This window comes from Streptosporangium sp. NPDC002607, assembly GCF_053592655.1.
On the sequence record NZ_JBSFWD010000085.1, the window covers coordinates 1 to 25,040 of the forward strand.

Below are 25,040 nucleotides of genomic sequence, written 5' to 3' on the forward strand. Positions count from 1 at the left end.
ACCTGATCACGCATCGTCTGTCTCTGACCGAGGTCCTGGAGGCGATCGACATCGTCAGCAGGGGTGAGGCCATCAAGGTCACCATCGAGCCCTGAAAGGAAGCCACAGATGCCGGAAAGGACAGTGGCCGTCGCCTCGCGCTCGGGCCTGCACGCGCGCCCCGCCAAGATCTTCGTCGAGGCGGTGATCCGGCAGGGCATACCCGTGCGCATCCGTGTCGGCGGCGGCAAGCCGGTCCCCGCCAACGGCATGCTCGCCGTGAGGTGGCCGTGACGCTGTCCGAGACGCTGCGCGGCCTCGGCATCAGCCCCGGCCGCGCAGCGGGCCGGGTGTACCGGAGGGCGGCTCCACGGCTGCCGGACCCCGCTCCGGTCACGGACACGGCCACAGGGATCACCCTGGCGGCGCGGGGCTGGAGGAGGCCGTAAAGGAACCGGCCGTACGGGCGGCGAAAGCGACCGATCCGGCGGCACGCGACGTCCTGGAGGCGCAGGCCGTGATCGTGGCCGACCCCATGCTGCGCGAGTCGGTCGAGCAGCACGCCGGAGCGGCGATGGACGCCGCGCACGCCATCAACATCGCGTGCGCACACCCGTGCGCACACCATCGGCGGGCGCTCCTGTCCGCGGGCGGCTACTTCGCGGAACGCGGGAGCGACCTCGACGACATCGGGAACCGCGCCGTCGCGGTCGTCCTCGGTCTTCCGATGCCGGGCGTCCCTTCTCCGGGCCACCCCCTCATCCTGGCGGCCGGGGATCTCGCGCCCGCCGACATCGTGTCGGCCCGTGGCGTCCCCGCCGTACGGAACGCCCTCGCCCGCCACTCCACGGCCCGGTGCCGGCACAACGCTCAACTCGCCCGGGCAGCCTGTGGCCCCGATAAAGCACGAAGGGCGGTGCGGGAGGCCTGCTGAGCGGGGCCGGTGCTCGATTCCCGGACCGACTCGGGTGAGTGTCGCGCGGAGCCGGTTTTCGCATTCGGGTTTCGGGCCGGCCGGATCGAAGCATGCTCCCCGTGCCTGATCGATGCGGAGTGCGGCTACTCGTGAAGCGGGATGGTGACCATGTCGGGACGAATCTTCCATGGTGAGGCCAGGCTGGTGGGCCGGGAAGCGGAGTTGGGCACGCTGGTGTCCGGGCTGGACAAGGCCGCACAAGGGTCGGCACGCATGATCCTGATGCGGGGGCCCGAGGGGTCCGGCAAGACCGCCCTGCTGGACGCCTTGGAGCGGTACGCCCGGTGCGCCGGAGCGACGATCCTGCGCGGCTCCTGCTCGCCCGCCGGGGCCCGGCTGCCTTGGCACGCCGCGGAAAGCCTGTTCGGCGGGGCGTCACTCCATGACGAGTACGCCACCGTGCCGCTGTCACACCGGTTGCTCCGGCGCGTCATAGAGGCGACCGCGTCAGGACCGGTGGTCATCATGCTCGACGACACGCAGTGGTGCGACGAGGAGTCGTTGGTATGGCTGGACTTCCTGATGAACCGCGGGTACTACCTTCCGCTGCTCGTCCTGCTCGCCCAGCGCCGTTCCGGCCCGCCGAACTGGCGACGGGCGATTCCCGGTGTCGCCGCGCGCGGGCACCGCACCATCGACCTCGGGCCGCTGTTCGAGGAGGACGCGGGAGAGATGGCCCGGTGGTGGTGGGACGCCGTACCGGAGGAGCCGTTCGTCCGCGCGTGCAACAGCGTTTGCCGTGGCAATCCGTCGCTTCTCGCGCGGCTGTTCGCACGCCTGAGCGAGGAGGATGTGTCGCCTGATGCCCGGGGCGCGCTCCGGGCCGGTGAACTCGGCGCCGAACTCTTCGCCGGGCAGTTGCTCGCGACGCTCGACCGGCAGCCCGAGTACGTGCGCAAGGTCGTGGAGGCCCTCGCCGTGCTGGGGCAGGCCGACGCGGAACTGGTGGGCATGCTGTCCGGGGTCTCGGAGCCGCTGGTAGCCGCCGTGATCGACATCCTGCGTGACGAGGAGATCATCGACGCCGACCTGGCGGAGTTGAACGACGATCATGTACGCACCATGGTGCTGAGCGGCATGCCGGCCACCACGCTCGATCGGTGGCGGGAGCTGGCCGCCCGGCTGCTCAACGACGGCGGCCGGCCGGCCGAGGAGATCAGTGCGCAGTTGGTGCTGCTGCCCAGGCTTCCCGAGCCCTGGATGCGGGATGTGCTTCGTGAGGCGGCGCGTCGTGCCGAGCGGGACGGGTCACTGGGGGTGGCGGCGCGCTACCTGGGCCGTATGGTCGTGGCCGATCCCGCCGACATCGACGCGCAGGCCGACTTCGCGCGGCTGATCGGACATGACGATCCGTCGGGAGCGTACGCGATGCTCCGTGGCGGGATCGAGGGGACCGGTGACGTACGGGGAAGGGCGCGCCTCGCGGTCCAGCTGGCCAAGGTCGCGCCGCCCCTCGGCAAGGAGCCGGAGGCGGTCTCGATATTGAACGGCATCCTGGCGGAACTCGACGGCGTGGTCGCCGACGACCATGAGCTGCGGACGCTGGTCGAGTCGGCGCTGCTGCTGATCGGATGGAGCCGCCGGTCCACCGCCAGGGTGATCTCCGAGCGGGCGATGGCGCTGCCGATACCGGAGGCGCACGCCGTGAGCGAGCGCGAGCTGCTCGCCGTGCGATCGATGATCTCCGCGATGTGCGGTGCCTCGTCCCAAACCTGCCTGGTGCCGGCCCGCCAGGCGCTGAGCGGTGCGGATGAGACTCCCGGTAGCTGGGCATTCGGCGCCGCCGCGTACGTACTCTCGCTCGCTGACGAGGTTGAGGAAGCGGTTCAGGCCATGGACCGGGTGATCGCGCGCGGCGCGGAGCATGGGGACGTCTGGGGCCGGGCGATGGCCTTGTCCACGCGGTCGTGGATCCTGATCGAGGCGGGCGACCTCGACGGGGCCCTGGTGGACGCGACAAGAGCCGTCGAGCTGGCGGACGAGTGGTCGTGGTCGAAAAGCGTCACGGAGCCACGGACGGCCCTGGCGGCGGTGCTCGCCCAGCGAGGCGACCTCGACCAGGCCGCTTTCGTGCTCGGCCAGATGACCTCGCCGGACTTGGAGGAGTCCCTCCTTGACCATCCACGGGTGCTGATGACGAGGTCGTACCTGGCGGAGTCGCGAGGTGACCACGAAGGCGCGCTGTCGTCACTGACCGCCTGTGGCGCGCTGCTTGCCAAGTCCGGTATCAGGAATCCGATATTCGCGCCGTGGTGGCTGGACGCGGCCTGTCTGCTCGCCGACCTGGGCCGCCGGAACGAGGCGGAGGAGCTCGTCGAGCACGGTGAGCGACTCGCCGCGGCCTGGGGGAGCGCATCCGCTCGGGGATTCGCCCTGCTGGCGAGGGGGGCGATCACTGAAGGGAGCGATGGGGTGGAGATGCTCACCGAGACGGCGGAGACGCTGGCGAGCACCCAGGCGCGCTGGTATCTGGTTCGGGCCGAAAGCCTGCTCGGCGAGGCGCTGCTGCGGATGGACGATCGCGAGGGTGCCCGTGGGCATTTCCGCCGGGCCGTGTATCTGTCGGTGCGGTGCGGGTTTCGCGCGCTGGCCGTGAAGGCGCGCGACCGGCTTGTCGCCGCGGGCGGCTGGATGTACCAGGGGGCCGACGGGGTCAAGGATGTGCTGACCATGGGAGAGCGGCGCGTCGCGGAACTCGCGGCGACCGGTGCCACCAACCGAGAGATCGCCCACACCCTGCGCATCGCGGTGCGCACTGTCGAGACCCATCTGACCAGCATCTTCCGCAAGCTGGACGTGAGTGGCCGAACGGACCTGGGGTGGGCGCTGGACGCGCTCGGCAAAGCGGGCCGGATCACGCCAACTGCCGGGTGACATCGCAGGCCGGGCCGGCTCGATCGACGTACGATCAGGAACTGACCGGCAGTGCCGTCGCGCACGGCCCGCCGGTGCATGAAGCGTTTCTACTCGTCACGAGATTCGCTGAACACTGCGCAAATGCCTAGGAATCGACGGAGACAATCAGCAGACCTTCGCGGTGGCAACGACCGCGCGACAAAGCCGCGGGGGTCGGGGATGGCGGTGAGCTCAGAAACATGCTCACCTCCTACCATCGCGCGATCTCGATATCGGTCTCGATCTGATATCGGACGATCTTTCGAGAGCAGGTGAGATCCCCGCGATGTCCCGCAAGAGGCGACAACGGCGAGACGCCGACGGACCGAAGTACCACCCTCTCGCCTTCGGAGGCTGGGGTGACTACAAGACCTGGGCCGAGCACCAGTTCCTGCCCAAACCCATCGAGGACAGCGCGGACGATGACGCGCGGGATGTCGACGCCAACGCCGTCGACGCCGTCGACGCCGCCGTCGTCGACGTCACGCAGGAAGAGACACGCGGTGATCCACCGGAGCCGCGGTTCGACGGCGATGATCACCACGGCGCCGGGATCTTTCCGGATGCGGGCCCCGTGCCGGATGCGGGCCCCGTGCCGGTAACGGACCAGGGCCTGCCGGGGCCGTATCTCGTGCAGCACCCGCAGGACTCGCTGCCGGTCAAAGCGCGGCCGTACGTTCTCACCGGGGGGCGTACTCGCGGTAACGAGCTGCTGCGCATTGACTCGCTGATCTCGGTGACGCCCGAGGGCGCCTGGAGAGCCGACGATCCCGCGCTGCCCCAGGAATATCGCTGGCTCTTCGGCATGTGTCAGGAGCCCATGGCCGTGATCGAGATCGCGGGTCGCCTCAGGTTGCCGATCGGGGTGGTCCTCGTTCTGATCAGCGACGCGATCGGCTGGAACCTGCTCAGGGCGCACCCTGTCGCGGAGGTCGACGGTCAGCCGTCGGTTGAGTTGATCATGCGTGTGCACGAAGGGCTGCGCCGGCTGCGCTGACGCGAGGCCTTCCCGGGCCGATCGGGTGTCGCGGCGCACGCGCGGAGGGGGGCGCGGGCGCCGGCCGTTCCGGGACGGGCAGCCAGAACTAGGGTTTTCTCGACACCGCTCCTGGTTCACTTGCGGCTCGGACAACGGGCGATTCGCAGGGGTGAGTGATGACATTTCCCACATTGGCCGTGGTGGACCGAGCCGAGCCGAACCTTGACCACCGTGACCCGACGGTTCGGATGTCACGGTTGCTGGATCCCGACTCACTTGAGATCATCCACCGGCGTGCGGGCGTGGGGGTGGTGGTCGCTTACGGGCGGGTCAACGGTGCGAGAGTGGTGGTCTACTGCACCGACGCCACGCTGAAGGGTGGCGCGATCGGGATCGACGAGTGCCCGCTGATCGTCAATGCCATTGACCTCGCGATACACGAACGCTGTCCGGTGATCGGCGTGTGGCACTCCGGTGGCGCGAAGCTCAACGAAGGCGTGTCGGCGATGCACGGGATCGGGGAGATGTTCGCCGCGATGGTCCGTGCCTCGGGTGAGATCCCACAACTGTCCGTTGTGCTCGGCCCTGCGGCGGGCGGCGCGGCCTACGGTCCGGCGCTGACCGACATCGTGATCATGTCTGATGCCGCCCGCGTCTTCGTCACCGGTCCGGACGTCGTCCGGTCGGTCACCGGAGAGCAGATCGACATGGAGAGCCTGGGCGGGCCGGACGCGCACGGCCGGAAGTCCGGAGTGGCCCACATCTGCACGGAATCCGAGGAGGCGGCCTTCGCCCGCGCCCGCCAGATCGTCACGCTGCTGGCGAAGCCGGGATTCGTCGACGTGGATTCGGTGCGCGAGGAAAGGCCGCTGCGCCACCTGCTCCCCGACTCGCCCCGGCGCGCTTACGATGTGCGCCCGCTGGTCAAGGCGATTCTGGACGAGGAGAACGGGGAGTCGGGATTCGTCGAGTTGCAGCCCAGGTGGGCGCCGAACATGGTGACCGGGTTCGGCAGGCTCGCCGGACGGACGGTAGGGGTGATCGCGAACAACCCGCTGCGCAAGGGCGGTTGCCTCGACTCGCTGTCTTCGGATAAGACATCCAGGTTCGTCCGGATGTGCGACTCGTTCGGCGTGCCCCTGCTCGTGCTGGTCGACGTCCCCGGTTACCTGCCCGGCGTCGGGCAGGAGTGGGAGGGGGTGGTCCGCCGAGGCGCGAAGCTGCTGCACGCGTTCGCCGAGGCCAGCGTTCCGCGGATCACGCTGGTCACGCGCAAGTCCTACGGTGGCGCCTACATCGCGATGAACTCCCGGTCTCTCGGCGCCACCGCCGTACTCGCGTGGCCGGAGGCCGAGGTGGCGATCATGGGGGCGAAGGCGGCGGTGGAGATCCTGCACCGCAAGAAGCTCGCCGCCGCGGCACAGGGCGAGCGCGAGGAACTGCTGTCCCGTCTGGCCGCGGAGCACGAAAGGATCGCGGGGGGCGTGGCCAGGGCGGTGAGCATCGGCGTCGTCGACGAGGTGATCGACCCGGCGTGGACCCGGTTGCGGCTCGGCGAGGCGCTGGCCGCCGCTCCGGCGCGCCGAGGCCGCCACACCAACATCCCGTTGTGAGCAGGCCGTCGGCCCCTCTCGTGATGACCGGCGCGGAGTGCCTGGTGCTTCGGTGATCCGGTCCCACATCTGCTTTCCGAGTGAAGCCGCAGTATCGGGCGGTAGCTGAGCAGCCGGTTGTGAGCGGCCGTTCAACGGATCATCAGCTTCATGTCGCATCCGCCGGCACGACGACAGAAGCGGTCAGAGGAAGGATCGCAGGTAAATAAAGGCAATCACAGGCAAACCAACGCCAAACGCTTGCAAACAAACATGGAGATGACTAGGGTCTGCTCAATAGGCGATTGGGGTGCTTGAGCTCAGGCGCATGCATCGTCGATTTGAGGTGCGAATGCCCAGCGGAACTGGACACAGAGTCGGAACCGGGGCCACGACCGGGCCGGTCGGGCTGAGGGGCGCGATCCTTCTGCCCGCCCGTGGCGCCGATGCGGTCGTGGCCGAGCTCTCCAACCTTGGTGGCGGCGTCGATCGCCGGCGGCCTTCGGCCCGTTCCCGTGTCACGGCGGACTCCGGCGGGGGTTCCGAAGCGGTCTCGTCGACCACGGGCGAGCCGGTGTCGAGCACATGGCGGCCGACCCCCAGGCGGTCGGTGAGCGTCCCGGAGCCGGGTGCCCGCTGGAGGGACGCCGCACCGGAGTTCCTGGCCGAGCGGGAGGGGCAGATACGCCGGCTGGGCAGGCAGGTGACCGAGCTTCAGTTCGGCCGGTCGAGCATGGTGACCGTGCTCGGAGAACCGGGTACGGGAAGGAGCGCCCTGATCAGGGCGACTGTCGCGCGTGCCCGGGAGGCCGGATTACTGGCCGTCCTCGCCCGCTGCTCGCCCGCTGAGGCCGATCTTCGCTACGGCGTCGTCTCGCAGATCACCTCCGGGCTGGCCGGCACCGGATATCTGGCCTTCGCGCGGCGGTTGTGGGTGGAGGACCAGCCGGCCGAGACCTTGATCCCGGCGCTGTGCGGGGAGTTCGTGGCGCTCGCCCGAAACCATCCGCTGCTGATCGCCCTGGACGACGCCCAGTGGGCGGACGAGGAATCGAAGGCATGGCTGGCGGCCATGACACACCGGCTGCGAGGCGTTCCGATACTCCTGGTTCAGGCCAGGGCCCTCGGCGAAGGCGAAGGCGGCACCACCGGATCGGCCACCGAGCCCGGACCGGTGCCCCACAGCGTGATCCATGTGCCGCCGCTGAGGGAGCGCGGGGTCCGGCAGGTGATCCTCTCCCGGTACACCGGGCCCGTCGACGGAGCGTTCGTGACCGCCGCCACCGAGGCCACGGGGGGCAGCCCGGCGGCCCTGCTCGCCGTACTCGACCATTTCGCGCACGCCTCCCTGTCGCCTGTCGCGCGGTACGTCCCGGTCTTGCTGGAGCGGGCCGCCGAGGTGAGCGGCGACCGGGTGGCTGAGTCCCTGTCCCGCCTGCCCGCGGATGCCCTCGCGCTGCTCCGGGTGATGGCGGTTTGCGAGAACGGCCTCGGTTTCGACCTGCTCACGTCCCTGGCGTCGCCGAAGACGATGTTTCCCGAGCAGGCGCTGTCCGTCCTCGTACGACTGGGTCTGGTGACCGGCGGGGAGGACCCGCGGCCGGTCAGCCCCCTCATCGCCGAGATGGCGCTGGCCGGGATGGACGTCGGGGAGCGGCAGGCGCTGGCGACGCGCTCCGTCGAGCTCGGGTACCGGGCGGTGATTCCGGAGGACCGGCTGGCCCGGTTGCTGCTCAATGCCCGGCCGGTCGGCGCCGAATGGGTGGTGGACCTATTGCGCCGGGTGGCCCGGCGGCGACGTCTCCATGATGATCACGAGGGTGCCGCCGCCCTGCTCGTCCGCGCGCTGCGGGAGCCGGTGGGAGGCGAGCAGCGGCAGCGGCTGCTCATCGAGCTCGCGATGACGGAGGTGGGCCACAGCCCGGCGACGAGTGACCGGCGATTCCAGCAGGTGCTGCTGAACAGCGGGCCCGAGGTGCCGGTCGCGGTGCTCGTACGGGCGGCCGATCTGCTCAACTCCAGGGGCGACGCGTCCGCCACGTATCGCGCCGTCGCGACGGCTTACGCGCGGCGAGAGGGGGACGCAGCGGACGTTGGGTCGCTGGCGGCCATCGGCTGGCTGGCGCAGAACGACTGCACGAGCGACCCGGTGCTGCCCGTGCCGTCGTTCCCGGACCCGCCCGACCGGTCGGGAGATCCGGTGCAGGCGGGTATCGCGGCCTGGATGCTGGCTGTCCGCGGTGAGCGCATGTCCCGGGCGCGGGAACTGGCCAGGACGGCCTTCCAGCTCAAAGGGGAGGACCAGCCGTTCGGTCCGAGGATTTACGCCGCCAAGACGCTGTTCTTCGCCGACGAGGTGGCCGAGGCGGTGATCGGGCTGGACGAGGTCCTGGCCGACGCCCGACGCTGTGGTGCACGGGTACCGGCCGCGCTGGCGCTGATCCAGCGCAGCCGATGCGAAATGCGGCGGGGCAACCTCGGGCAGGCGATGGGTGACTTCGAGGCGGCACGGGCGGAGCTGCAGCTCACCTCGTGGCACCCGCGAGTGGTTCCCTACTTCGTCGCGATGGAGGCGCGCCTGCACCTCGCCGGCCAGTCCGTGGAAAAGGCGGAGCAGGTGCTGGCTCAGGAGTTGCCCTCAGGGGCGGATCAGGGCGCGGCCTGGGGGACGCTGCTGTACGCGCGTGCCAAGGTGCGCATGGAGCTGGCCGATCCGGAGGCCGCGCTGCGCGACATCAATGAGTGCGGGCGTCTCGTGCTGGCCAGGGGGTGGACGAATCCCGCGGTGCTGTCCTGGCGATCGGTGGCCGTCGCGGCGCACAGCGCGTGTGGGAACACCGAGGCAGCCAGGCAACTGGCGATGGAGACGGTGGAGCGAGCGCGGGAGTGGGGTGCCCCCAGCACGCTGGGGTTGGCGCATCTGGGCGCGTCGCGTGTGCTGAGCGGTGCCGAGGCCATGAGCGAACTCGAACGCGCCGTTCGGATCCTGCGGGACTCGGTGTCGCGCGACTCCTACGCGAGGGCGTCGGCCGAGCTGATCATGGCGTCGGGGGAGCATCCCGAGGCACTGAGCCTGCTGGAGGAGGCCACGAGGAAGATCCCCATGCCTTCCGGTGGACTCACCGAGAAGGCTGTCGAGGAACGAGCGCCGACGCCGAACGAGACGAGGCACCTGCTGACCGTCCAGGAGGAACGAATCGCCGGGCTGGCCGCCGCGGGCCGCTCGAACGCCTACATCGCGAGCATCCTGTCGGTGAGCGTCCGAACCGTGGAGCTGCGGCTGACCGGGATCTACCGCAAACTCGCCGTCACCAGCCGTAACGAGCTCGCCCCGCTCCTGGCCCCGGCACCGCGGAACATGGGGGATTGATCCCATGCTGCTGGAACGCGGAAAAGAGTTGGCTCGGGCGGAGCAGGCGGTTCGCGCGGCCGAGGCGGGCGACGGATCCATGATGGCGGTCATAGGTTCGCCCGGCGTCGGCAAGTCGGTCCTGCTGCGCTCCCTCGCCGACGCGGCCGCCCCGCACGCGCGGGTCCTGCGCGCCAGCGGCACGCTACTCGAACAGGACTTCACGTTCGGCATCGCCCAGCAGTTGTTGGAGCCGCTCGTGGCCGAAGTGCCGGAGGCCCGCTGGGCGGCCTGCTTCCGGGGTGCGGCGAGCGTGGTGCGGGGGATGTTCCTCGGCGGGTCGTGGTCCATCGGCCCGCAGCGGTCGCTCGGACAAGAGGCGATCCTGCAGGGGCTGAACTCGCTGATCGTCAATCTGAGCAAGGACAAAACCCTGCTGATCGTGGTCGACGACCTCCAGTGGGTGGATGCGCCGTCCCTGCGCTGGCTGGCTTACCTCGCCAAGCGTCTGGACGGCGCGCGAGTTCTGGTCGCCGGAGCCTTCTCGGAGGAGTGCGAGGCCTCCGACCACACGCTGCTCAGGGAGATCGCCGCCTCGGCGGCTCGCACGCTGTATCCGATGCCGCTGTCAACGGAGGGCGTGCGCCAGTTGATCAGCGAGCAGTTCGGCGAGGCCTGCGATCCCGACTTCGCCCGGGCCTGCCACGAGGTGTCCGGCGGGAACCCCGCTTCACTGGTCGCGGCGCTTCGCGGACTGCGCACGGCCGGCTTCCAGCCCGTATCGCCGCAGGCCGGTGAGGTTCGCGCCGCGAGCCAGCCGTTCCTGCGCGACCGGCGCATGTTCTGCCTCGGCATCCAGCCCGCGATCGTCCAGGATCTCGCGCGGGCGATGGTCGTGCTCGGAGACCTGGCGGAGCCAGAGCTCATCAGTGAGCTCGCCGGCCTGGACAGCATCGACTACAAGTCCGCGATACAGACCCTGGACCGCCTCGGCCTGCTCGCCGGCGGGGAGTCCCCGCAATTCGTCCACCAGAGCGTGCGGTACGGCATCGAATCGGCGATGAGCGTCAACACGCGAGCGCTGATGCACCGCCGGGCGGCGGCGCTGCTGCACAATGCCGGGCACCCCGCCGAGCACGTCGCCGACCAGCTCTTGCTGGTCACCTCCGGGTACGAGCCGTGGGAGATCGACACCCTGCGCGCGGCCGCCGGCGCCGCGCTCGAACGCGGTTCCGCGAGGGAGGCGGTCCGTTACCTCCGGCACGCGCTGCTGCACTGCCCGCCCGACAGTGAGGCTCGGGGCCGGCGCCTGGTCGACCTGGCCGCCGCCGAGCGGGGGGTCGACCTCGCGTCCTCGGTCACTCACATCGCGCAGGCCGTGCCGATGCTCACCTCGGTGGCGGAACGCGCGGCGGCGGCACTGTGGATCCCGCCCGCGCTCGGCGCGGTCAACCCGTCGTTGGGCGCGCTCGTCCAGGACGTGGCGTGTCGGCTCCACGACCTTGGACCGGCGTACGCCCGGGGGGATCTCGGCCTGCGGCTGGAAGCCCGTACCCGCTATCTCCACCTTCAGGACGCCGTGCATCTCAGCACGATGGCCGACCGGTTGCGGGGGTTCGGCGCGGATGCGCCGGTCTCCACCGGCGCCGGGCGTGAGCTGCTGGCCCTGCTCGCGTACGCGGCGGCCGTGACCGGCGGTGTCACGGCCGGTGAGATCTCCTCGCTGGCCACCCGGATCCTGGAGCGAGAGCCGCCGCGCGCCGGGCACGCCTATACCGCCCTCCCGCTGCTGGTTCCGGCCCTTGTCCTCGCCGACGCGGCGGCACCGGTGGCCCAGTGGCTGGACGCGGTGCGGGACCAGGCTCAGCGCCAGGCACTCGATGGAGTCACCGCGCTGGTCAACGCGGGGCGGAGCGCGATCCTTCGCGCGTCCGGGCATCCGGTCCAGGCCAAGAGCGCCGCGTTGAGCGTGGTCGACAACGCCGACCCGGCCTGGCCGGAGGCGACGACGCTGTCCATCTGGACGCTCGCCATGGTCGCGCTCGAGACGTGGGACGTCGAGCTGGGCGAGCGAGTGATTCGTACGAGTCCGGAGAGCGGCGACCTCCGCGTGGTCGTCGCACATCGCATGGTGCGGGGGATGCTGGACGCGGTGCGCGGCGATCTGCCTGCCGCGCTGGACAGGTTCCTCGACAGTGGCAAGCAGTTGTCGCGCTGCGGATGGACGAACACGGCGCTGTACCCCTGGCGTGTGTGGGCCGCGGCGATGAACCACCGGCTCGGGCGCGCGCAGGCGGCGGCCGAGCTGGCCGACGAGGAGCACGCCTTCGCGCGGGCGTGGGGCGCACCCGCGGCATACGGTCGCGCGCTGCGGCTGCGTGGCGCGATCACCCCGGGTGGGGAGGGCATCGATCTCCTCCGGCAGGCCGTCGACACGCTTCGTTGTTCGGAGGATCGGATCGAGCTGTCCCGGACGCTCACGATTCTCGGCAGAAGGCTTGCCGTAACAGGTTCCGACGACGCGGAGTACCTCATCTCCGAGGGCAGGCGGGTCGCCCGGGAACGCGGCGTTTCATGGGCCGAGGGCGACGAGGACTCGGAATTGAACGGCCCGGTGCTGCGGCTGGCCGCGCCGGAACGCGGTGAACTGACCAAGGCCGAGGAGACGGTCGTCGCCTTCGTGCTGCAGGGCTGGACGAACCAGCAGATCGCCGATTCCCTTGGCATAACCCGCCGCGCCGTCGAAAAAAGTCTGACGAGCACCTATCGCAGGCTCGGGGTGAACGGCCGGGCGGCGCTCGTCGAAGAGTTGAGTGCGCGGAACGCGGGCGAATAGGCCGCACAAAGGCCATGCGGCTATATTTTATTTGACGGCGCGTCCATAAGGGAACCGCCCGGCGACGACGGGCGTCGCCGTTCGCCGGCCCGGCGCGATCTGGATCGCGATTCATCATTTTTTGGATGACCCGCCGTGCTGCCGTCTGTCCACGTGGAACCGCGCGTCTCGATTCATGGAACGCTCCTGGAGCGGGACCCGAACCGCCTTATGAAGCACGCGGAGTTCGGTACCGAACGCGACCGAGGGGCCGCACCGCAAGCTCCGAACCAACCGCCCTGCGTACCACAGTCTTTCACGGACTGTAGTGGGCTTGTGTTGACTCGCTTTCCGTTTGGTTAATATCATACTAATAAGTGGATTCAGCCGTTACTCCGAAGTTACCGGAGCATCGCCTGGTCTACCGGAGGAGAGGGATGGTCATCAGATGAGCATTGATGCCGGAGCCGCCCTGGTCGATGAGGAAGAAGAGTTTTTCCTGGTCGGTCAACCCACTGACAGCATAGATCAATACCGTTCGTTTTTCGACCAGTCAGGGATTTGCGTGGCGAATCTCGACCACGCGACCAGGGTAATCGAGGCGAATCTCGAATTTACTCGGCAGTTCGGACGTTCCCTGGCGGACATTCGTGGGCGGGCATTCTGTGAGCTGCTGCACCCGAGCGTCCGCGACAAGATGGGACAGCAGTTCGCCCGTCTGACGGATCACCAGCGCGCCCGCTTCGAAGAGCGCATGATCGCCGTACGGCCGGACCACACCGTGCTCGGCGGTGAGCTGACCGGGATCGCGCTTCACGACGAGGCCGGCTACGTCGAGAGCATCATGGTGCTGGTGCGATCCGATCGGGAGCAGCGTGACGACCTGCTGACCGGGCGGAAGAGGCTGCTGAGCAGCATGGAAGCGCGCGTCATCGAAGGGGTGGCGGCGGGAGTGTCGACCGTGCAGCTCGCGTCGATGCTGTACCTCAGCCGCGGCGGTGTGGAATACCACGTGACGACGCTGCTACGAAAGCTGAAGGCCAGCAACCGCCCGGCCCTGGTCTCCAAGGCATACTCCATGGGCATCTTCCGGCTTGGCTCCTGGCCGCCCCGGGTCCTGCCCGAATTCGTGAAATAAGTCCATTTAATGGGCCGGCGGTCGCGCGGTGATCTGACTGACCGCGTAGTTGAGCGGCCGGAAACCAGTGGAAATACCAGTGTTCGGAGCGACCGGCGGCGCCGGTGTGGAAGGCCATTGATCCGATGGCTTGACCCGATTGCTCCGTGATATTCATCTTATTCTGGTATAGCGATTCCGGCGCGGCCTCGACCGGATGGTCCCGGCCGGTTTCGACGGAAAGTCGCCGCCGATCCCGATCACGTTCTCCAAAGGACCGCCATCGTAAGGGAGGTGTCATCGTGACCAGTGCAAAAATTGTGCTCGCCGGTGGACCGGAGCGCTTGTTCACTCGCGATCACGTTCGACGGACGGACAATCCGAACGAGAAGGTGAAGATTCTCCTCGGCTCGGGGTATGAGCACTTCGTGCACAACGGTGAGTTTCTGGTGATCGAGGGGGAGGATCTCCCGGTATTCCAGTGGTCCGAACGCACCAAAATAGCCGAGTAAATGTAGTCGGCCGGTTCCCGAAACGAGCGGGATCCTATGTGTCGCGTCGCCGGAGATTCGGCTTTCGGCTGAGCCGTGAGCGAATCCTGGGTGGTCGCGACGGGTGGTTCTCCTGGCAGGGCTCCTCATTTCGGGGAGCGTGGTTCTCGTGAGGTGTGGTCATGGTAACGGGTAAGGTCATCAGCTTCGACGAATTCCGCGGGTTCGGTTTCATCGCCCCGGACCCGGGCGGCGAAGACGTTTTCATGCATGTCAACGACCTTGATGGCGACAAGCGTCTCATCTCGGTCGACACGCGGGTCGAATTCCTGGTCGAGAACGGTGGCAAGGGCCTGAAGGCGTCCCGGGTCCGCGTGCTCGACCGGCCCGGCGGGCCGAATTTCCCGCTGTCCTCCATACCGAGGCCCACACCGACACCCGCGTCGATCGCGACGGCGTCACGGGAACCGGCCACCTCCACACCCGATCGTCAGGGCAACGACGCCGGCTTTTGCGACGTGCTGTCCGTCAAGGACTTGACGCGGGAGATCACAGAAGCCGTGCTCGCGGCCGTGCCGACGATGACGGCGGAGCAGATCCTGAGCGTCCGCAAATGCCTCGTCGAACTCGCTCAGACGCACGGCTGGGTCGATGAGTAGCGTTCGCGGGCTGTCGGCCCCGGGCCGACTCGATTCCCACCGTGGGCGCACCGTCAGCGTCTTCGCGGTCGCGATGGTGTCCGATCGGATTACTCGTCCGCGGTGCTGAAAGGAAAGTGCATGTCCAGGCGCGCGCTGATCACCGGTATCACCGGCCAAGACGGTTCCTATCTGGCTGAGCATCTGCTGTCCCTGGGATACCAGGTCTGGGGACTGATCAGAGGGCAGGCCAATCCCCGAAAGTCCCGCATCAGTCGCCTTGTCAGCGACCTGTCGTTCGTCAACGGTGACCTGCTGGACCAGGGAAGCCTGGTCACGGCGGTGGACAAGGTGCAGCCCGACGAGGTGTACAACCTCGCCGCCATCTCCTTCGTCCCGATGTCCTGGCAGCAGGCCGAGCTGACCGCCGAGGTCAACGGGATGGGCGTGCTCCGGACGCTGGAGGCGATCCGCCTGGTGTGCGGGCTGGACAAGTCCCGCAACGACAGCAGTGGTCAGATCCGCTTCTACCAGGCATCGTCCTCGGAGATGTTCGGCAAGGTCGTGGAAAGCCCGCAACACGAGACGACGATCTTCCATCCGCGCAGCCCCTATGGGGTGGCGAAGACATATGGCCATTTCATCACCCGGAACTATCGTGAGTCGTTCAACATGTACGGCGTCTCCGGCATTCTGTTCAACCACGAGTCGCCGCGCCGGGGCGCGGAATTCGTGACGCGAAAGATCTCCCTCGGTGTCGCCCAGATCAAACTCGGCCTGCAGGACAAGTTGTATCTCGGTAATCTCGACGCGGTCCGCGACTGGGGGTTCGCCGGCGATTATGTCCGCGCGATGCATCTCATGCTGCAGCGGGACGAGCCCACCGACTACGTCGTGGGCACCGGCTGCATGCACTCGGTGCATGACGCCGTACGGATGGCCTTCGAGTACGTCGGACTGAATTGGCGGGACCACGTCGTCATCGACCCGGGGCTCGTGCGTCCCGCCGAGGTGGAGACCCTCTGCGCCGATCCAAGTCGCGCCAGAGCCGAACTCGGCTGGGAGCCGACCGTCGGCTTCGAGCAACTCATGCACATGATGGTGGAATCCGATCTCCAGAACGCCTCGCGCGAGCGGGAGTTCGGAGACCTCATCCTCGCATCGAGCTGGTGAGCTCACCGGAGCTCTCATGCGTCCTGTCCTTACGACCGTCCCGGTGCCAGGGCATTAGGAGAAGCGATCCGTGAAGCACAGGGACGGGCAAACTCCAACCGTTATGTGAGGCTCAGGGATGAGTGAAGTGGAAGGTGCTCGTCTGGGAGTCGTGGGTGCCGGGGTGATGGGCACGGGGATCGCCGTCGTGGCGATCGGCCACGGTATCCCGGTCGTGCTCGTCGACGTGTCGGAGGACAAGCTCGCCGACGCCCGGCGCCGCATCGACCTCCAGCTCCGGCACGCACGGCTCATGGGCGCGGTGCCGGCAGAGCGCCCGGCGGCCGGTCTGACGACGACCATGGAGCTTGAGGCCGTCGCCGGCACCACCGCGGTCATCGAGGCGGTCACCGAGGGCACCGAGATCAAGGCGAAAGTGCTGGGCGAGGTGTCGAGGCTGGTCAAGACCGGCACACCGCTGGTCTCCAACACCTCGGGCATCCCGATAGGGGAGCTGGGGAGATTCACCGACCGCTCGCATGAGCTGGTCGGCATCCATTTCATGAACCCGGCCTACCTGATCACGATGGTGGAGGTGATCAGGGGCGACCAGACGAGCGATGAGACCATGACCGCGGTCACCGAGCTGCTGGCGCGGATGGGGCGCCGCGGGATCGTCGTTCGGGACGCCCCGGGGTTCGTCACGAGCAGGCTCCTTCACCCCATGATCAACGAGGCGGCGCGGATCGTCGCGGCCGGCGTGGCCACTGCCGAGTCGGTCGACGACCTGATGCGAGGCTGCCTCGGGCATCCCACCGGACCCCTGCGCACGGCCGACCTGATCGGACTGGACAACCTGGCCGACGCGCTGCGAATGCTGTGGGAGCGCACCGGCGACGCGAGCTTCCAGCCCTGTGAGCTGCTGCTGGAGAAAGTGGCCGCAGGACACCTCGGACGCAAGTCCGGTAAAGGCTTCTACGACTACGAGAAGGTGCTCTCGTGAACACGAAATCAGAAGAGACGGTTCAGTCGACCCCCGACACCGTCCAGCAGCGGATCCACGAGTTCCTCGAAGAGCGGATCAAGACGGACGTCGCCGTCGACAAGGATCTGTTCGCCTCCGGGCTCGTCAACTCGATGTTCGCCATGGAACTGGTCGTCTACCTGGAGCAGGCGTACGGCATCGCCATCATCGGGGAGGACCTGAAACTCGACAACTTCCGCACTGTCGAGCGGATGACGTCCCTCGTCCTGCGGCTGCTTGACACACCGGTGGCGGACCATGCCTGAATGGCGCGCCGACGCGTGCGAAGAGGTCACGAACCTGGTCGGGGACCAGGCCGCGGCATGGGACCTTGCCGGTGTCCTCCCCGTGGAGATGCTCCGGACCCTTGGCAAGCAGGGCATGCTGTGCGCCGAGGTGCCGGTCGAATACGGCGGCATCGGCGCGGGCAGCTCGGACAACGGCGCTTTCACCGCACACGTGGGCAGCCTGTGCAGTTCCCTGCGCAGCGTGATGACGTCACAGGGAATGGCGGCGTGGACGATCCAACGGCTTGGTGACGCCCGCCAGCGGCAGGAGTACCTCCCCAGGCTGACCGGCGGCGAGCTGGCCGCCGTCGCCTTCAGTGAACGTGACGCCGGCAGCGATGTGACGGCGATGGCCACCACAATATGCGCCGACGGCGACACGGTGGTGGTCGACGGGCAGAAGGCGTGGACCACCGTGGCCCGCTACGCCGATTCGATCGTCGTCTTCGGACGGTACGGGGACGGCGGCGCCGCCGTCGTCGTGCCCGCCGACGCTCCGGGAGTCACCATACGGCCGGTGCCCAACCCGAGTGGCTGCCGGGCCGCCGGGCACGCCGACGTCAGCCTCGACGCCGTCCGGCTGCCCGCGAGCGCCGTGCTCGGCGGCGGCGGACAGCAACTCCAACTACTGGTCACCACGGCTCTGGCCTACGGCCGGATATCGGTGGCCTGGGGCTGCGTCGGGATTCTGCGGGCCTGCCTTTCCGCGGCAGGCTCGCACGCGAGGACCCGCCGGCAGTTCGGCCGGCCGCTGGCGGAGCACCAACTCGTGGCCCGGTACCTCGCCGAGCTCATGGCGGCCGAGCAGGCGGCGACACGGGTCTGCGAGCACGCGAGCCGTTGCTGGGACGCGGGGTCGCCGGAGATGGTGATCGCCACGGTCCTGGCCAAGTACGTCGGCTCGACCGAGGCCGCACGCGGTGCGGCGGCGGCCGTACAGGTGCTGGCGTCGGCGGGGGCGCAGGACGGCCACGTGGTGGCGCGGGCCTACCGGGACGCGAAGCTCATGGAACTCATCGAGGGCAGCACTGAGATCTGCCAGCTCATTCTCGCCCAGCACGCCGTCGCGCAGTCGCGCTGACCGAGACGAGGAGAACAGGTGCTCGACAAGACCGCGATGGTGAAATGTCTGGTGTGGGATCTGGACAACACCCTATGGCAGGGGACCCTGCTGGAGGATGACGAGGTCCGCCTGCCGGAGTCCGTACGTGAACTCATCCAGGTGCTCGACTCCCGGGGTATCCTGCAGGCTGTCGCGAGCAAGAACGATCATGACCATGCCTGGGCGAAGCTTGAGGAGCTGGGCATCGCGGAGTACTTCGTGCTGCCGCACATCAGCTGGTCGCCCAAGTCCGGCTCGATCCGGCGCATCGCGGAGGAGCTGCGGTTCGCCCACGGCGCGATGGCGTTCGTGGACGACCAGGCCGCGGAGCGGGCCGAGGTGGCATTCCATCTTCCCGACGTACGGTGCTACTCCGCCGATCAGGTCGCCGAGCTGGCCGGACTGCCGGAGTTCAGCCCGGAGACGGTGACCGAGGACGCCCGGCGTCGGCGGGAGATGTACCAGGCCGGTTTCCGGCGGCAGGCCGCGAAGTCCGGCTTCACCGGTCCGGATGAGAGGTTCATCCGCTCACTCGACCTGGTGATGCGCATCGAGCACGCGACCGTGGAGCACCTCGCTCGCGTCGAGGAGCTGACCCTGCGCACCAGCCAGATGAACGCCACCGGCGTGCATTACTCACAGGAGACGCTGGTCCGGCTGCTCGACGACCCCCGGCACCGCGTCCTGGTCACCTCGTTGAGCGACCGTTTCGGGCCGCACGGCGCGGTCGGAGTCGTTCTGCTGGAACTGGGCACGCATGCGTGGCACCTGAAGCTGCTCGCCACGTCGTGCCGGGTCGTGTCCTTCGGCGCGGGCTCGGTGATCCTGCGCTGGTTGGTCGACCAGGCCGCGCTCGCCGGCGCGCACCTGGTGGCCGACTTCCGCCGGACCGACCGCAACCGGATGATGGAGATCGCCTACCGGTTCAGCGGGTTCACCGGCGAGACCTGCCCGTGCCTCGGGAGGCTGCCCGCCCCCGACGTCAGCGGCCTGCAACGGCTCCACCTCGTCCCGACGCCGCAGGACCCGCCCACCACGATGGACCTCATCGCGCCGGACCTCGGGTCCTCGCCCGAGATCCGGCTTTCCGATGTCCTCAGTCCTTCGCCCGTCGCCTAACAGGGCGGTTCCGCAGGGCCCTTCTTGCGTACCAGCGTGATGCCGTCCGCCATCGGCAGCAGTGAGATGTCCACCCGGCGATCCTCCAGGAGGAGGGCGTTGAACCTGCGGATGGCGTCGGTGTCCGCGTCCTGTGCCGCCGGGTCGGCGACCTTGCCGAAGAACAGGGTGTTGTCCACCACGATGAGCCCGTTGTCCTTGAGCAGCGCGAGGCCGGCCTCGTAGTACTTCGGATAGCTTGGTTTGTCGGCGTCGATGAACACGAAGTCGACCGACCCCGGCCCCTCGTCGAGCAGCAGCGCGGCAAGGGTGTCCGACGCGTCGCCGATCCGCAGGTCGATCCGGTCGAGCACGTCGGCCCGGCGCCAGTAGGGCATTCCGAAGCGGGGCCACCGCTCGGTGATGTCGCAGGTGATGACGCGGCCTCCGGGAGCGACCGCGCGGGCCAGGCAGAGCGTGCTGTAGCCGGTGAAGGTACCGACCTCCAGCACGGTCCGCGCGCAGGTGAGGCGGGCCAGCAGTGCCAGCAGTTGCCCCTCCTCGGCCGTGACCTGCATCGCCCTGCCCGCGGGCAGGGCCGCGGTCTCCTCCCGCAGGGAACGCAGGATCTCGTCCTCCCGCGACGACATCTCGTGAACGTAGTCTGACAACTCTGATGTGATGTGAAGCTGACCGGCCATTGCGCGAGCGTAAGGTCCCGCGCGCTGGTCATTTCCCCAGAGTCACGGGCCGTGCGGTCTCCGCGCACGCCGGGACGCGCCGTAGAGCCGTCACCAAGAAGGTGACCGGCCGGGACGGTGGCGCCGCGGCCGCAGTTACTAATGATTTTCAGGGAGCGCCGGGCCAAGACTGGGCCGATGTGGATGGAGCTTGTGAACTCGACGCGGCGGTGTGAGTCCGGACGGCGCGGCGTGCGGTGCCTGCGAAGGTGCCGAACCCCCTGACTCCTCACCCCCGCCCGTACCTTCCCGCGAGGCGCGGGTCCGTGCGCCTCGCCGGTGACCGCCTGCGAGGCGCACACGGTGGCGCTGTGATCGCCGAACTCGATTGCGAAGCATTCGAGGCCCGACGAGTTGATGAGTTCGTGCTGGTCGTCGAAAAGGGTTGAGCTGATATGGACAACGAAGCGAAACTCCGGGAATACCTCAAGCGGGCGACCGCGGATCTGCGGCGCACCCGGCAACGCGTCCACGACCTTGAAGAACAGCACCTGGAGCCGATCGCGATCGTCGGGATGACCTGCCGGTACCCGGGCGGTGTGTCCTCGCCGGAGGACCTGTGGCACCTGCTCGCAGAGGGTGGTGATCCGGTATCCGAGCCGCCCGCCGATCGTGGCTGGGACCTTGACAGGCTTCGGGACGAGTACGGCGCCGCCGTACCGCAGTCGTTGTCCGGTGGGTTCCTGCGTGACGCGGCGGACTTCGACGCCGGCTTCTTCGGCATCTCCCCCCGGGAGGCGCTGGGCATGGATCCGCAGCAGCGGCTGCTGCTCGAAGCCTCCTGGGAGGCCGTCGAGCGAGCGGGCATCGACCCGATCGCGCTACGGGGCAGCCAGACCGGGGTGTTCGTCGGCGCGATGTCGCCGGACTACCGCGACAGCCTGCCGCGCGACATCGACGCCTTCGGGCTCACGGGCACGGCGAACAGCGTGATGTCCGGCCGGCTGTCGTACACGCTCGGACTGGTCGGCCCGGCGGTGACGGTGGACACGGCCTGCTCGTCGTCCCTGGTCGCGCTGCACTGGGCCGCTCACTCGCTGCGGATGGCCGAGTGCACCCTGGCGCTCGCGGGCGGAGTGACGGTCATGTCGACGCCCAGCACCTTCATCGAGTTCAACCGCCAGGGTGGCCTGTCGCCCAGCGGGCGATGCAGGGCGTACGCCGACAGCGCCGACGGCACGGGCTGGTCGGAGGGCGTGGGCGTGCTGGTGCTGGAGCGCCTGTCGGACGCGCAGCGTAACGGGCACCAGGTGCTGGCGGTCATCCGTGGCTCGGCGGTGAACCAGGACGGGGCTTCGAACGGTCTGACCGCGCCGAACGGTCCGTCGCAGCGGCGGGTGATCCGTGAGGCTCTGGCCGGTGCGCGGCTGTCGACGGCGGACATCGACGTGGTGGAGGGGCACGGGACGGGGACGACGCTGGGCGACCCGATCGAGGTCGAGGCGTTGATCTCCACGTTCGGCGAGGACCGGGAGCGGCCCTTGCTGCTGGGGTCGGTGAAGTCGAACATCGGTCACACGCAGGCGGCGGCGGGCATGGCCGGTGTGATCAAGATGGTCATGGCGATGCGGCACGGAGTACTGCCGAAGACGTTGCACGTGGATGCGCCGTCGTCGCGGGTGGACTGGTCCGCGGGCGTGCTGGAGCTGCTGACCGAGCAGCGGTCCTGGCCGGAGACCGGGCGGCCGCGCCGGGCGGGGGTGTCGTCGTTCGGGGTCAGCGGCACCAATGCCCACGTGGTGCTGGAGGAGGCGCCGCAGGCCGAGGCGGACGCGCCCGCGGAGGATCGGGCGCCCTCGGACGCGGGCGTGGTGCCGGTGCTGGTGTCGGGCCGGACGGAGGAGGCGCTGCGTGCTCAGGCGGCGAGCCTTCTCGCACACCTGGACGGTGCGCCCGAGACGGCCGTGGTCGACGTGGCGTTCTCGCTGGCCACGACGCGGTCGGCGTTCGAGCATCGGGCGGGCGTTCTCGCCGCCGATCGCGCCGAGCTGCGCGCGGGGTTGGCGGCGCTGGCGGACGGTGTCTCCGCCGCCGGAGTGATCAAGGGCCGCGGCAGGCAGGCCAAGCCGGCGGTGCTGTTCACCGGGCAGGGGAGTCAGCGGGCGGGGATGGGCCGGGAGCTGTATGCGCGGTTCCCGGTGTTCGCGACGGCGTTGGACGAGGTGATTGCCGAGCTGGACCCGCTGCTCGACGGGTCGCTGCGCGAGGTGCTGTTCGCCGAGCCGGGGTCGGCCGAGGCAGGGCTGCTGGATCAGACCGGGTGGGCGCAGCCTGCGCTGTTCGCGCTTGAGACGGCGCTGTTCCGGCTGGTCTCCTCGTGGGGGGTGCGGCCGGAGGTGCTGGCCGGGCACTCGATCGGGGAGATCACCGCGGCGCATGTGGCCGGGGTGCTGTCGCTTGGGGATGCGTGCGCGCTGGTGGCGGGCCGGGCGCGGTTGATGCAGGCGTTGCCGTCCGGCGGGGCGATGGTGGCGGTGCAGGCCTCGGAGGAGGACGTCGAGCCGTTGCTGGCCGGGCGCGGGGGCGAGGTGTCGGTCGCGGCGGTGAACGGCCCGGCCTCGGTGGTGATCTCCGGGGCCGAGCAGGCGGTCCTCGACATCGCCGCCGTCCTGGCGGAGCGGGGGGTCAAGACCCGCCGGTTGCGAGTGTCGCACGCGTTCCATTCGCCGTTGATGGATCCGATGCTGGCGGACTTCCGGGCCCTGGCCGGCACGCTGACCTACCATCCGCCGCGGATTCCGGTGGTGTCGAACGTGACCGGGGAGACGGCCACCGCCGAGCAGCTGTGCTCGCCGGATTACTGGGTGGACCAGGTGCGCGGCGCGGTCCGGTTCGCCGACGGGGTGCGCACTCTGCGCGCCCAGGGCGTCCGGGCCTATCTGGAGCTGGGCCCGGACGGGGTGCTGACCGCGATGGCCCAGGACACCCTGGCCGCCGAACCGGACCCGCGCGACACTGACTCGACGCCGGATTCGCAGCTACGCGCCCAGAACTCCGGGTGGGAGCCGGACGAGGTGCTGGTGCCGGCGCTGCGCAGGGACCGGGACGAGCAGCGCGCGGTGATGTCGGCGCTGGCCGCTCTGCACGGGCGCGGGGTGTCGGTGGACTGGCATGCGGTGTTCCCCGGCGCCCGCCGGGTGGAGCTGCCCACCTACGCCTTCCAGCGCGAGCGGTTCTGGCCTGATGGCGCGGGCTCGCGGGTGGGAGGCGTGACGGCGGCGGGCCTGACGGCTGCCCGGCACCCGCTGCTGGGGGCTGCCGTGGGGTTGGCCGACTCCGATGAGGCGCTGCTGATCGGGAGGTTGTCGCCGAGGTCGCATCCGTGGCTGGCCGATCACATGGTGGGCGGGATGGTGGTGTTCCCCGGCACCGGGTTCCTTGAGCTGGCGGTACGGGCGGGTGATCAGGTCGGCTGTGACGTGGTGGAGGAACTGACCTTGACCGCGCCGCTGGTGCTGGGCGGGGACGACGCCGTCGCGGTGCAGGTGCGGGTGGGACCTGTGGACGGGTCGGGCCGCCGGGGACTGAGCATTCACGCTCGGCCGGTGGAGGCCGACGACCATGATGCGTGGGTACGGCACGCCGACGGCGTGCTGGCGAGCCGTGATCACATCGCCGGGGTGGGCGGGGCCGGCACGCACTTCGATACGGCGGTGTTCGATACGGCGGTGTGGCCGCCACGGGGTGCGTCGGCGATCGAGCTGGATGGGTTGTATGACCGGCTGGCCGAGGGCGGGCTGGGCTACGGGCCGGTGTTTCGGGGGTTGCGGGCGGCGTGGCGAGGTGCGGACGGTGAGGTGTTCGCGGAGGTCGCCCTGCCCGGACAGGTGGTCGACGCGGGGTTTTTCGGGGTGCATCCGGCGTTGCTGGATGCGGCGTTGCACGCGGTGCCGTTCGCCGGGCTGGACGATGCCGAGGGCGGCCGGTTGCCGTTCTCCTGGGGCGGGGTGTGTCTGCACGCCGGTGGTGCGTCGGTGCTGCGGGTGCGGCTGGCCAGGACGGGCGCTGACGGGGTGTCGCTGGTGGCGGTGGATGCGGCGGGGGAGCCGGTGTTGTCGGCGCGGTCGCTGGTGCTGCGTTCCTTCTCGGCCGATGACCTGCCGGCCGCCGGCGGCCGGGTGCCGGGGCGGGATGCGCTGTTCCGCGTGGAGTGGACGGCGGTGCCGGAGCATGCGGTGGCCGGTGGGGTGCCGGTGGCGGTGCTGGGTCTGGGGGCGTTGGGTGCCGTTGCGGCGTGGCGGCCGGATGGGGATTCAATTCCGGTTCATATGGATCTGTCGTCGCTGGTGGAGGTGGGGCCGGTACCCGGGGTGGTGCTGACGCAGGTGGCCGTGGACCCGGCCGGGGAGATGACGGGGTCGGTTCACGAGTCGACCGCTCGGGTGCTGGGTCTGGTGCAGGCGTGGCTGGCCGATGACCGGTGTCGTGGTTCCCGGCTGGTGCTGGTGACCAGGGGCGCGGTGGCGGCGGGTGACGGCGAGGTGGTGGCCGATCTCGCGGCGGCGGCGGTGTGGGGTCTGGTGCGCAGCGCGCAGTCGGAGAATCCCGGCCGGTTCGTGTTGGTGGATGTGGATGAGGAATCGGCGTTGTCGGCGTTGCCGGGGGTGTTGGCGTCGGGTGAGCCGCAGGTGGCGGTGCGCGGGGGTGAGGTGTGGGTGCCGCGCCTGGTACGGGTGGCGCCAGGCTCTGCCGGTGATGTCCTCGCCGATGACGGTGGCCGGGTCTGGGATCCGGAGGGGACGGTGTTGATCACTGGTGGTACCGGTGGTCTGGGTGGGTTGTTCGCGCGGCATGTGGTGGCCGAGC

Annotated in this window: 17 protein-coding genes; 16 read left to right on the forward strand and 1 reads right to left on the reverse strand. The window is 69.2% G+C overall.

The genetic code is table 11. From position 1 onward, the window contains the following. Positions 1-108 precede the first annotated feature (108 nt). The 15 genes from ACWD3H_RS44690 (at position 109) to ACWD3H_RS44760 (ending at position 19,515) form a co-directional block, all read left to right on the forward strand. Positions 109-273, forward strand: a complete 165-nt coding sequence (locus ACWD3H_RS44690) for an HPr family phosphocarrier protein (protein ID WP_355563487.1) — start codon at positions 109-111, stop codon at positions 271-273. A 223-nt stretch (positions 274-496) separates the two neighbouring features. After that, positions 497-913: a hypothetical protein gene (locus ACWD3H_RS44695; RefSeq protein ID WP_451959350.1), complete on the forward strand. Its 417-nt coding sequence runs from the start codon at positions 497-499 to the stop codon at positions 911-913. Positions 914-1,063: 150 nt separating this feature from the next. Then, positions 1,064-3,829 carry an AAA family ATPase gene (locus ACWD3H_RS44700; RefSeq protein ID WP_451959351.1) on the forward strand — a complete coding sequence of 922 codons (2,766 nt, stop codon included), beginning with the start codon at positions 1,064-1,066 and terminating at the stop codon, positions 3,827-3,829. Between the two features lie 307 nt (positions 3,830-4,136). After that, positions 4,137-4,847, forward strand: a complete 711-nt coding sequence (locus tag ACWD3H_RS44705; RefSeq protein ID WP_451959352.1) for a DUF742 domain-containing protein — start codon at positions 4,137-4,139, stop codon at positions 4,845-4,847. A 158-nt stretch (positions 4,848-5,005) separates the two neighbouring features. Then, a complete protein-coding gene (locus tag ACWD3H_RS44710) occupies positions 5,006-6,442 on the forward strand; it encodes an acyl-CoA carboxylase subunit beta (RefSeq protein WP_451959353.1) in 1,437 nt (478 codons plus the stop codon). 589 nt (positions 6,443-7,031) lie between these two features. After that, on the forward strand, positions 7,032-9,791 hold the full coding sequence (locus tag ACWD3H_RS44715; RefSeq protein WP_451959354.1) for an AAA family ATPase: 2,760 nt from the start codon (positions 7,032-7,034) through the stop codon (positions 9,789-9,791). Positions 9,792-9,795: 4 nt separating this feature from the next. Beyond that, positions 9,796-12,606, forward strand: coding sequence for an ATP-binding protein (locus ACWD3H_RS44720; RefSeq protein ID WP_451959355.1), 2,811 nt, complete (start codon positions 9,796-9,798; stop codon positions 12,604-12,606). Positions 12,607-13,033: 427 nt separating this feature from the next. Then, positions 13,034-13,723: a helix-turn-helix transcriptional regulator gene (locus ACWD3H_RS44725; RefSeq protein WP_350929119.1), complete on the forward strand. Its 690-nt coding sequence runs from the start codon at positions 13,034-13,036 to the stop codon at positions 13,721-13,723. 281 nt (positions 13,724-14,004) lie between these two features. Beyond that, entirely contained in the window at positions 14,005-14,214 is a 210-nt protein-coding gene (locus tag ACWD3H_RS44730; RefSeq protein WP_451959356.1) for a DUF5988 family protein, read from the forward strand. A gap of 161 nt (positions 14,215-14,375) precedes the next feature. Next, positions 14,376-14,852, forward strand: coding sequence for a cold-shock protein (locus tag ACWD3H_RS44735; RefSeq protein WP_451959357.1), 477 nt, complete (start codon positions 14,376-14,378; stop codon positions 14,850-14,852). 120 nt (positions 14,853-14,972) lie between these two features. After that, positions 14,973-16,004: a GDP-mannose 4,6-dehydratase gene (locus ACWD3H_RS44740; protein ID WP_451959358.1), complete on the forward strand. Its 1,032-nt coding sequence runs from the start codon at positions 14,973-14,975 to the stop codon at positions 16,002-16,004. A gap of 118 nt (positions 16,005-16,122) precedes the next feature. Further along, a complete protein-coding gene (locus ACWD3H_RS44745; RefSeq protein WP_451959359.1) occupies positions 16,123-16,986 on the forward strand; it encodes a 3-hydroxyacyl-CoA dehydrogenase family protein in 864 nt (287 codons plus the stop codon). Continuing rightward, positions 16,983-17,273, forward strand: a complete 291-nt coding sequence (locus tag ACWD3H_RS44750; protein WP_451959360.1) for an acyl carrier protein — start codon at positions 16,983-16,985, stop codon at positions 17,271-17,273. The genes ACWD3H_RS44745 and ACWD3H_RS44750 overlap by 4 nt, the downstream gene beginning before the upstream one ends. Continuing rightward, positions 17,266-18,375 carry an acyl-CoA dehydrogenase family protein gene (locus tag ACWD3H_RS44755; RefSeq protein ID WP_451959361.1) on the forward strand — a complete coding sequence of 370 codons (1,110 nt, stop codon included), beginning with the start codon at positions 17,266-17,268 and terminating at the stop codon, positions 18,373-18,375. Before ACWD3H_RS44750 ends, ACWD3H_RS44755 begins: the two co-directional genes overlap by 8 nt. 18 nt (positions 18,376-18,393) lie before the next feature. Continuing rightward, positions 18,394-19,515 (forward strand): HAD-IIIC family phosphatase, encoded by a 1,122-nt coding sequence (locus ACWD3H_RS44760; RefSeq protein ID WP_355563522.1) that lies wholly within the window; start codon positions 18,394-18,396, stop codon positions 19,513-19,515. Here ACWD3H_RS44760 and ACWD3H_RS44765 read toward each other — a convergent pair. Beyond that, positions 19,512-20,144, reverse strand: coding sequence for an O-methyltransferase (locus ACWD3H_RS44765; RefSeq protein WP_355563525.1), 633 nt, complete (start codon positions 20,142-20,144; stop codon positions 19,512-19,514). The genes ACWD3H_RS44760 and ACWD3H_RS44765 overlap by 4 nt on opposite strands. Before the next feature lie 485 nt (positions 20,145-20,629). Between ACWD3H_RS44765 and ACWD3H_RS44770 the strand changes: the two genes are divergently transcribed. Beyond that, a partial coding sequence (locus tag ACWD3H_RS44770; RefSeq protein WP_451959362.1) for a type I polyketide synthase occupies positions 20,630-25,040 on the forward strand: 4,411 nt, incomplete at its 3' end.

Coding starts and splice junctions, on each gene's coding strand:
- ACWD3H_RS44755 (WP_451959361.1), top strand. CDS start 17,266: ATGCCTGAATGGCGCGCCGACGCGTGCGAAGAGGTCACGAACCTGGTC.
- ACWD3H_RS44700 (WP_451959351.1), top strand. CDS start 1,064: ATGTCGGGACGAATCTTCCATGGTGAGGCCAGGCTGGTGGGCCGGGAA.
- ACWD3H_RS44720 (WP_451959355.1), top strand. CDS start 9,796: ATGCTGCTGGAACGCGGAAAAGAGTTGGCTCGGGCGGAGCAGGCGGTT.
- ACWD3H_RS44710 (WP_451959353.1), top strand. CDS start 5,006: ATGACATTTCCCACATTGGCCGTGGTGGACCGAGCCGAGCCGAACCTT.
- ACWD3H_RS44740 (WP_451959358.1), top strand. CDS start 14,973: ATGTCCAGGCGCGCGCTGATCACCGGTATCACCGGCCAAGACGGTTCC.
- ACWD3H_RS44765 (WP_355563525.1), bottom strand. CDS start 20,144: ATGTCGTCGCGGGAGGACGAGATCCTGCGTTCCCTGCGGGAGGAGACC.
- ACWD3H_RS44735 (WP_451959357.1), top strand. CDS start 14,376: ATGGTAACGGGTAAGGTCATCAGCTTCGACGAATTCCGCGGGTTCGGT.
- ACWD3H_RS44690 (WP_355563487.1), top strand. CDS start 109: ATGCCGGAAAGGACAGTGGCCGTCGCCTCGCGCTCGGGCCTGCACGCG.
- ACWD3H_RS44725 (WP_350929119.1), top strand. CDS start 13,034: ATGAGCATTGATGCCGGAGCCGCCCTGGTCGATGAGGAAGAAGAGTTT.
- ACWD3H_RS44705 (WP_451959352.1), top strand. CDS start 4,137: ATGTCCCGCAAGAGGCGACAACGGCGAGACGCCGACGGACCGAAGTAC.
- ACWD3H_RS44745 (WP_451959359.1), top strand. CDS start 16,123: ATGAGTGAAGTGGAAGGTGCTCGTCTGGGAGTCGTGGGTGCCGGGGTG.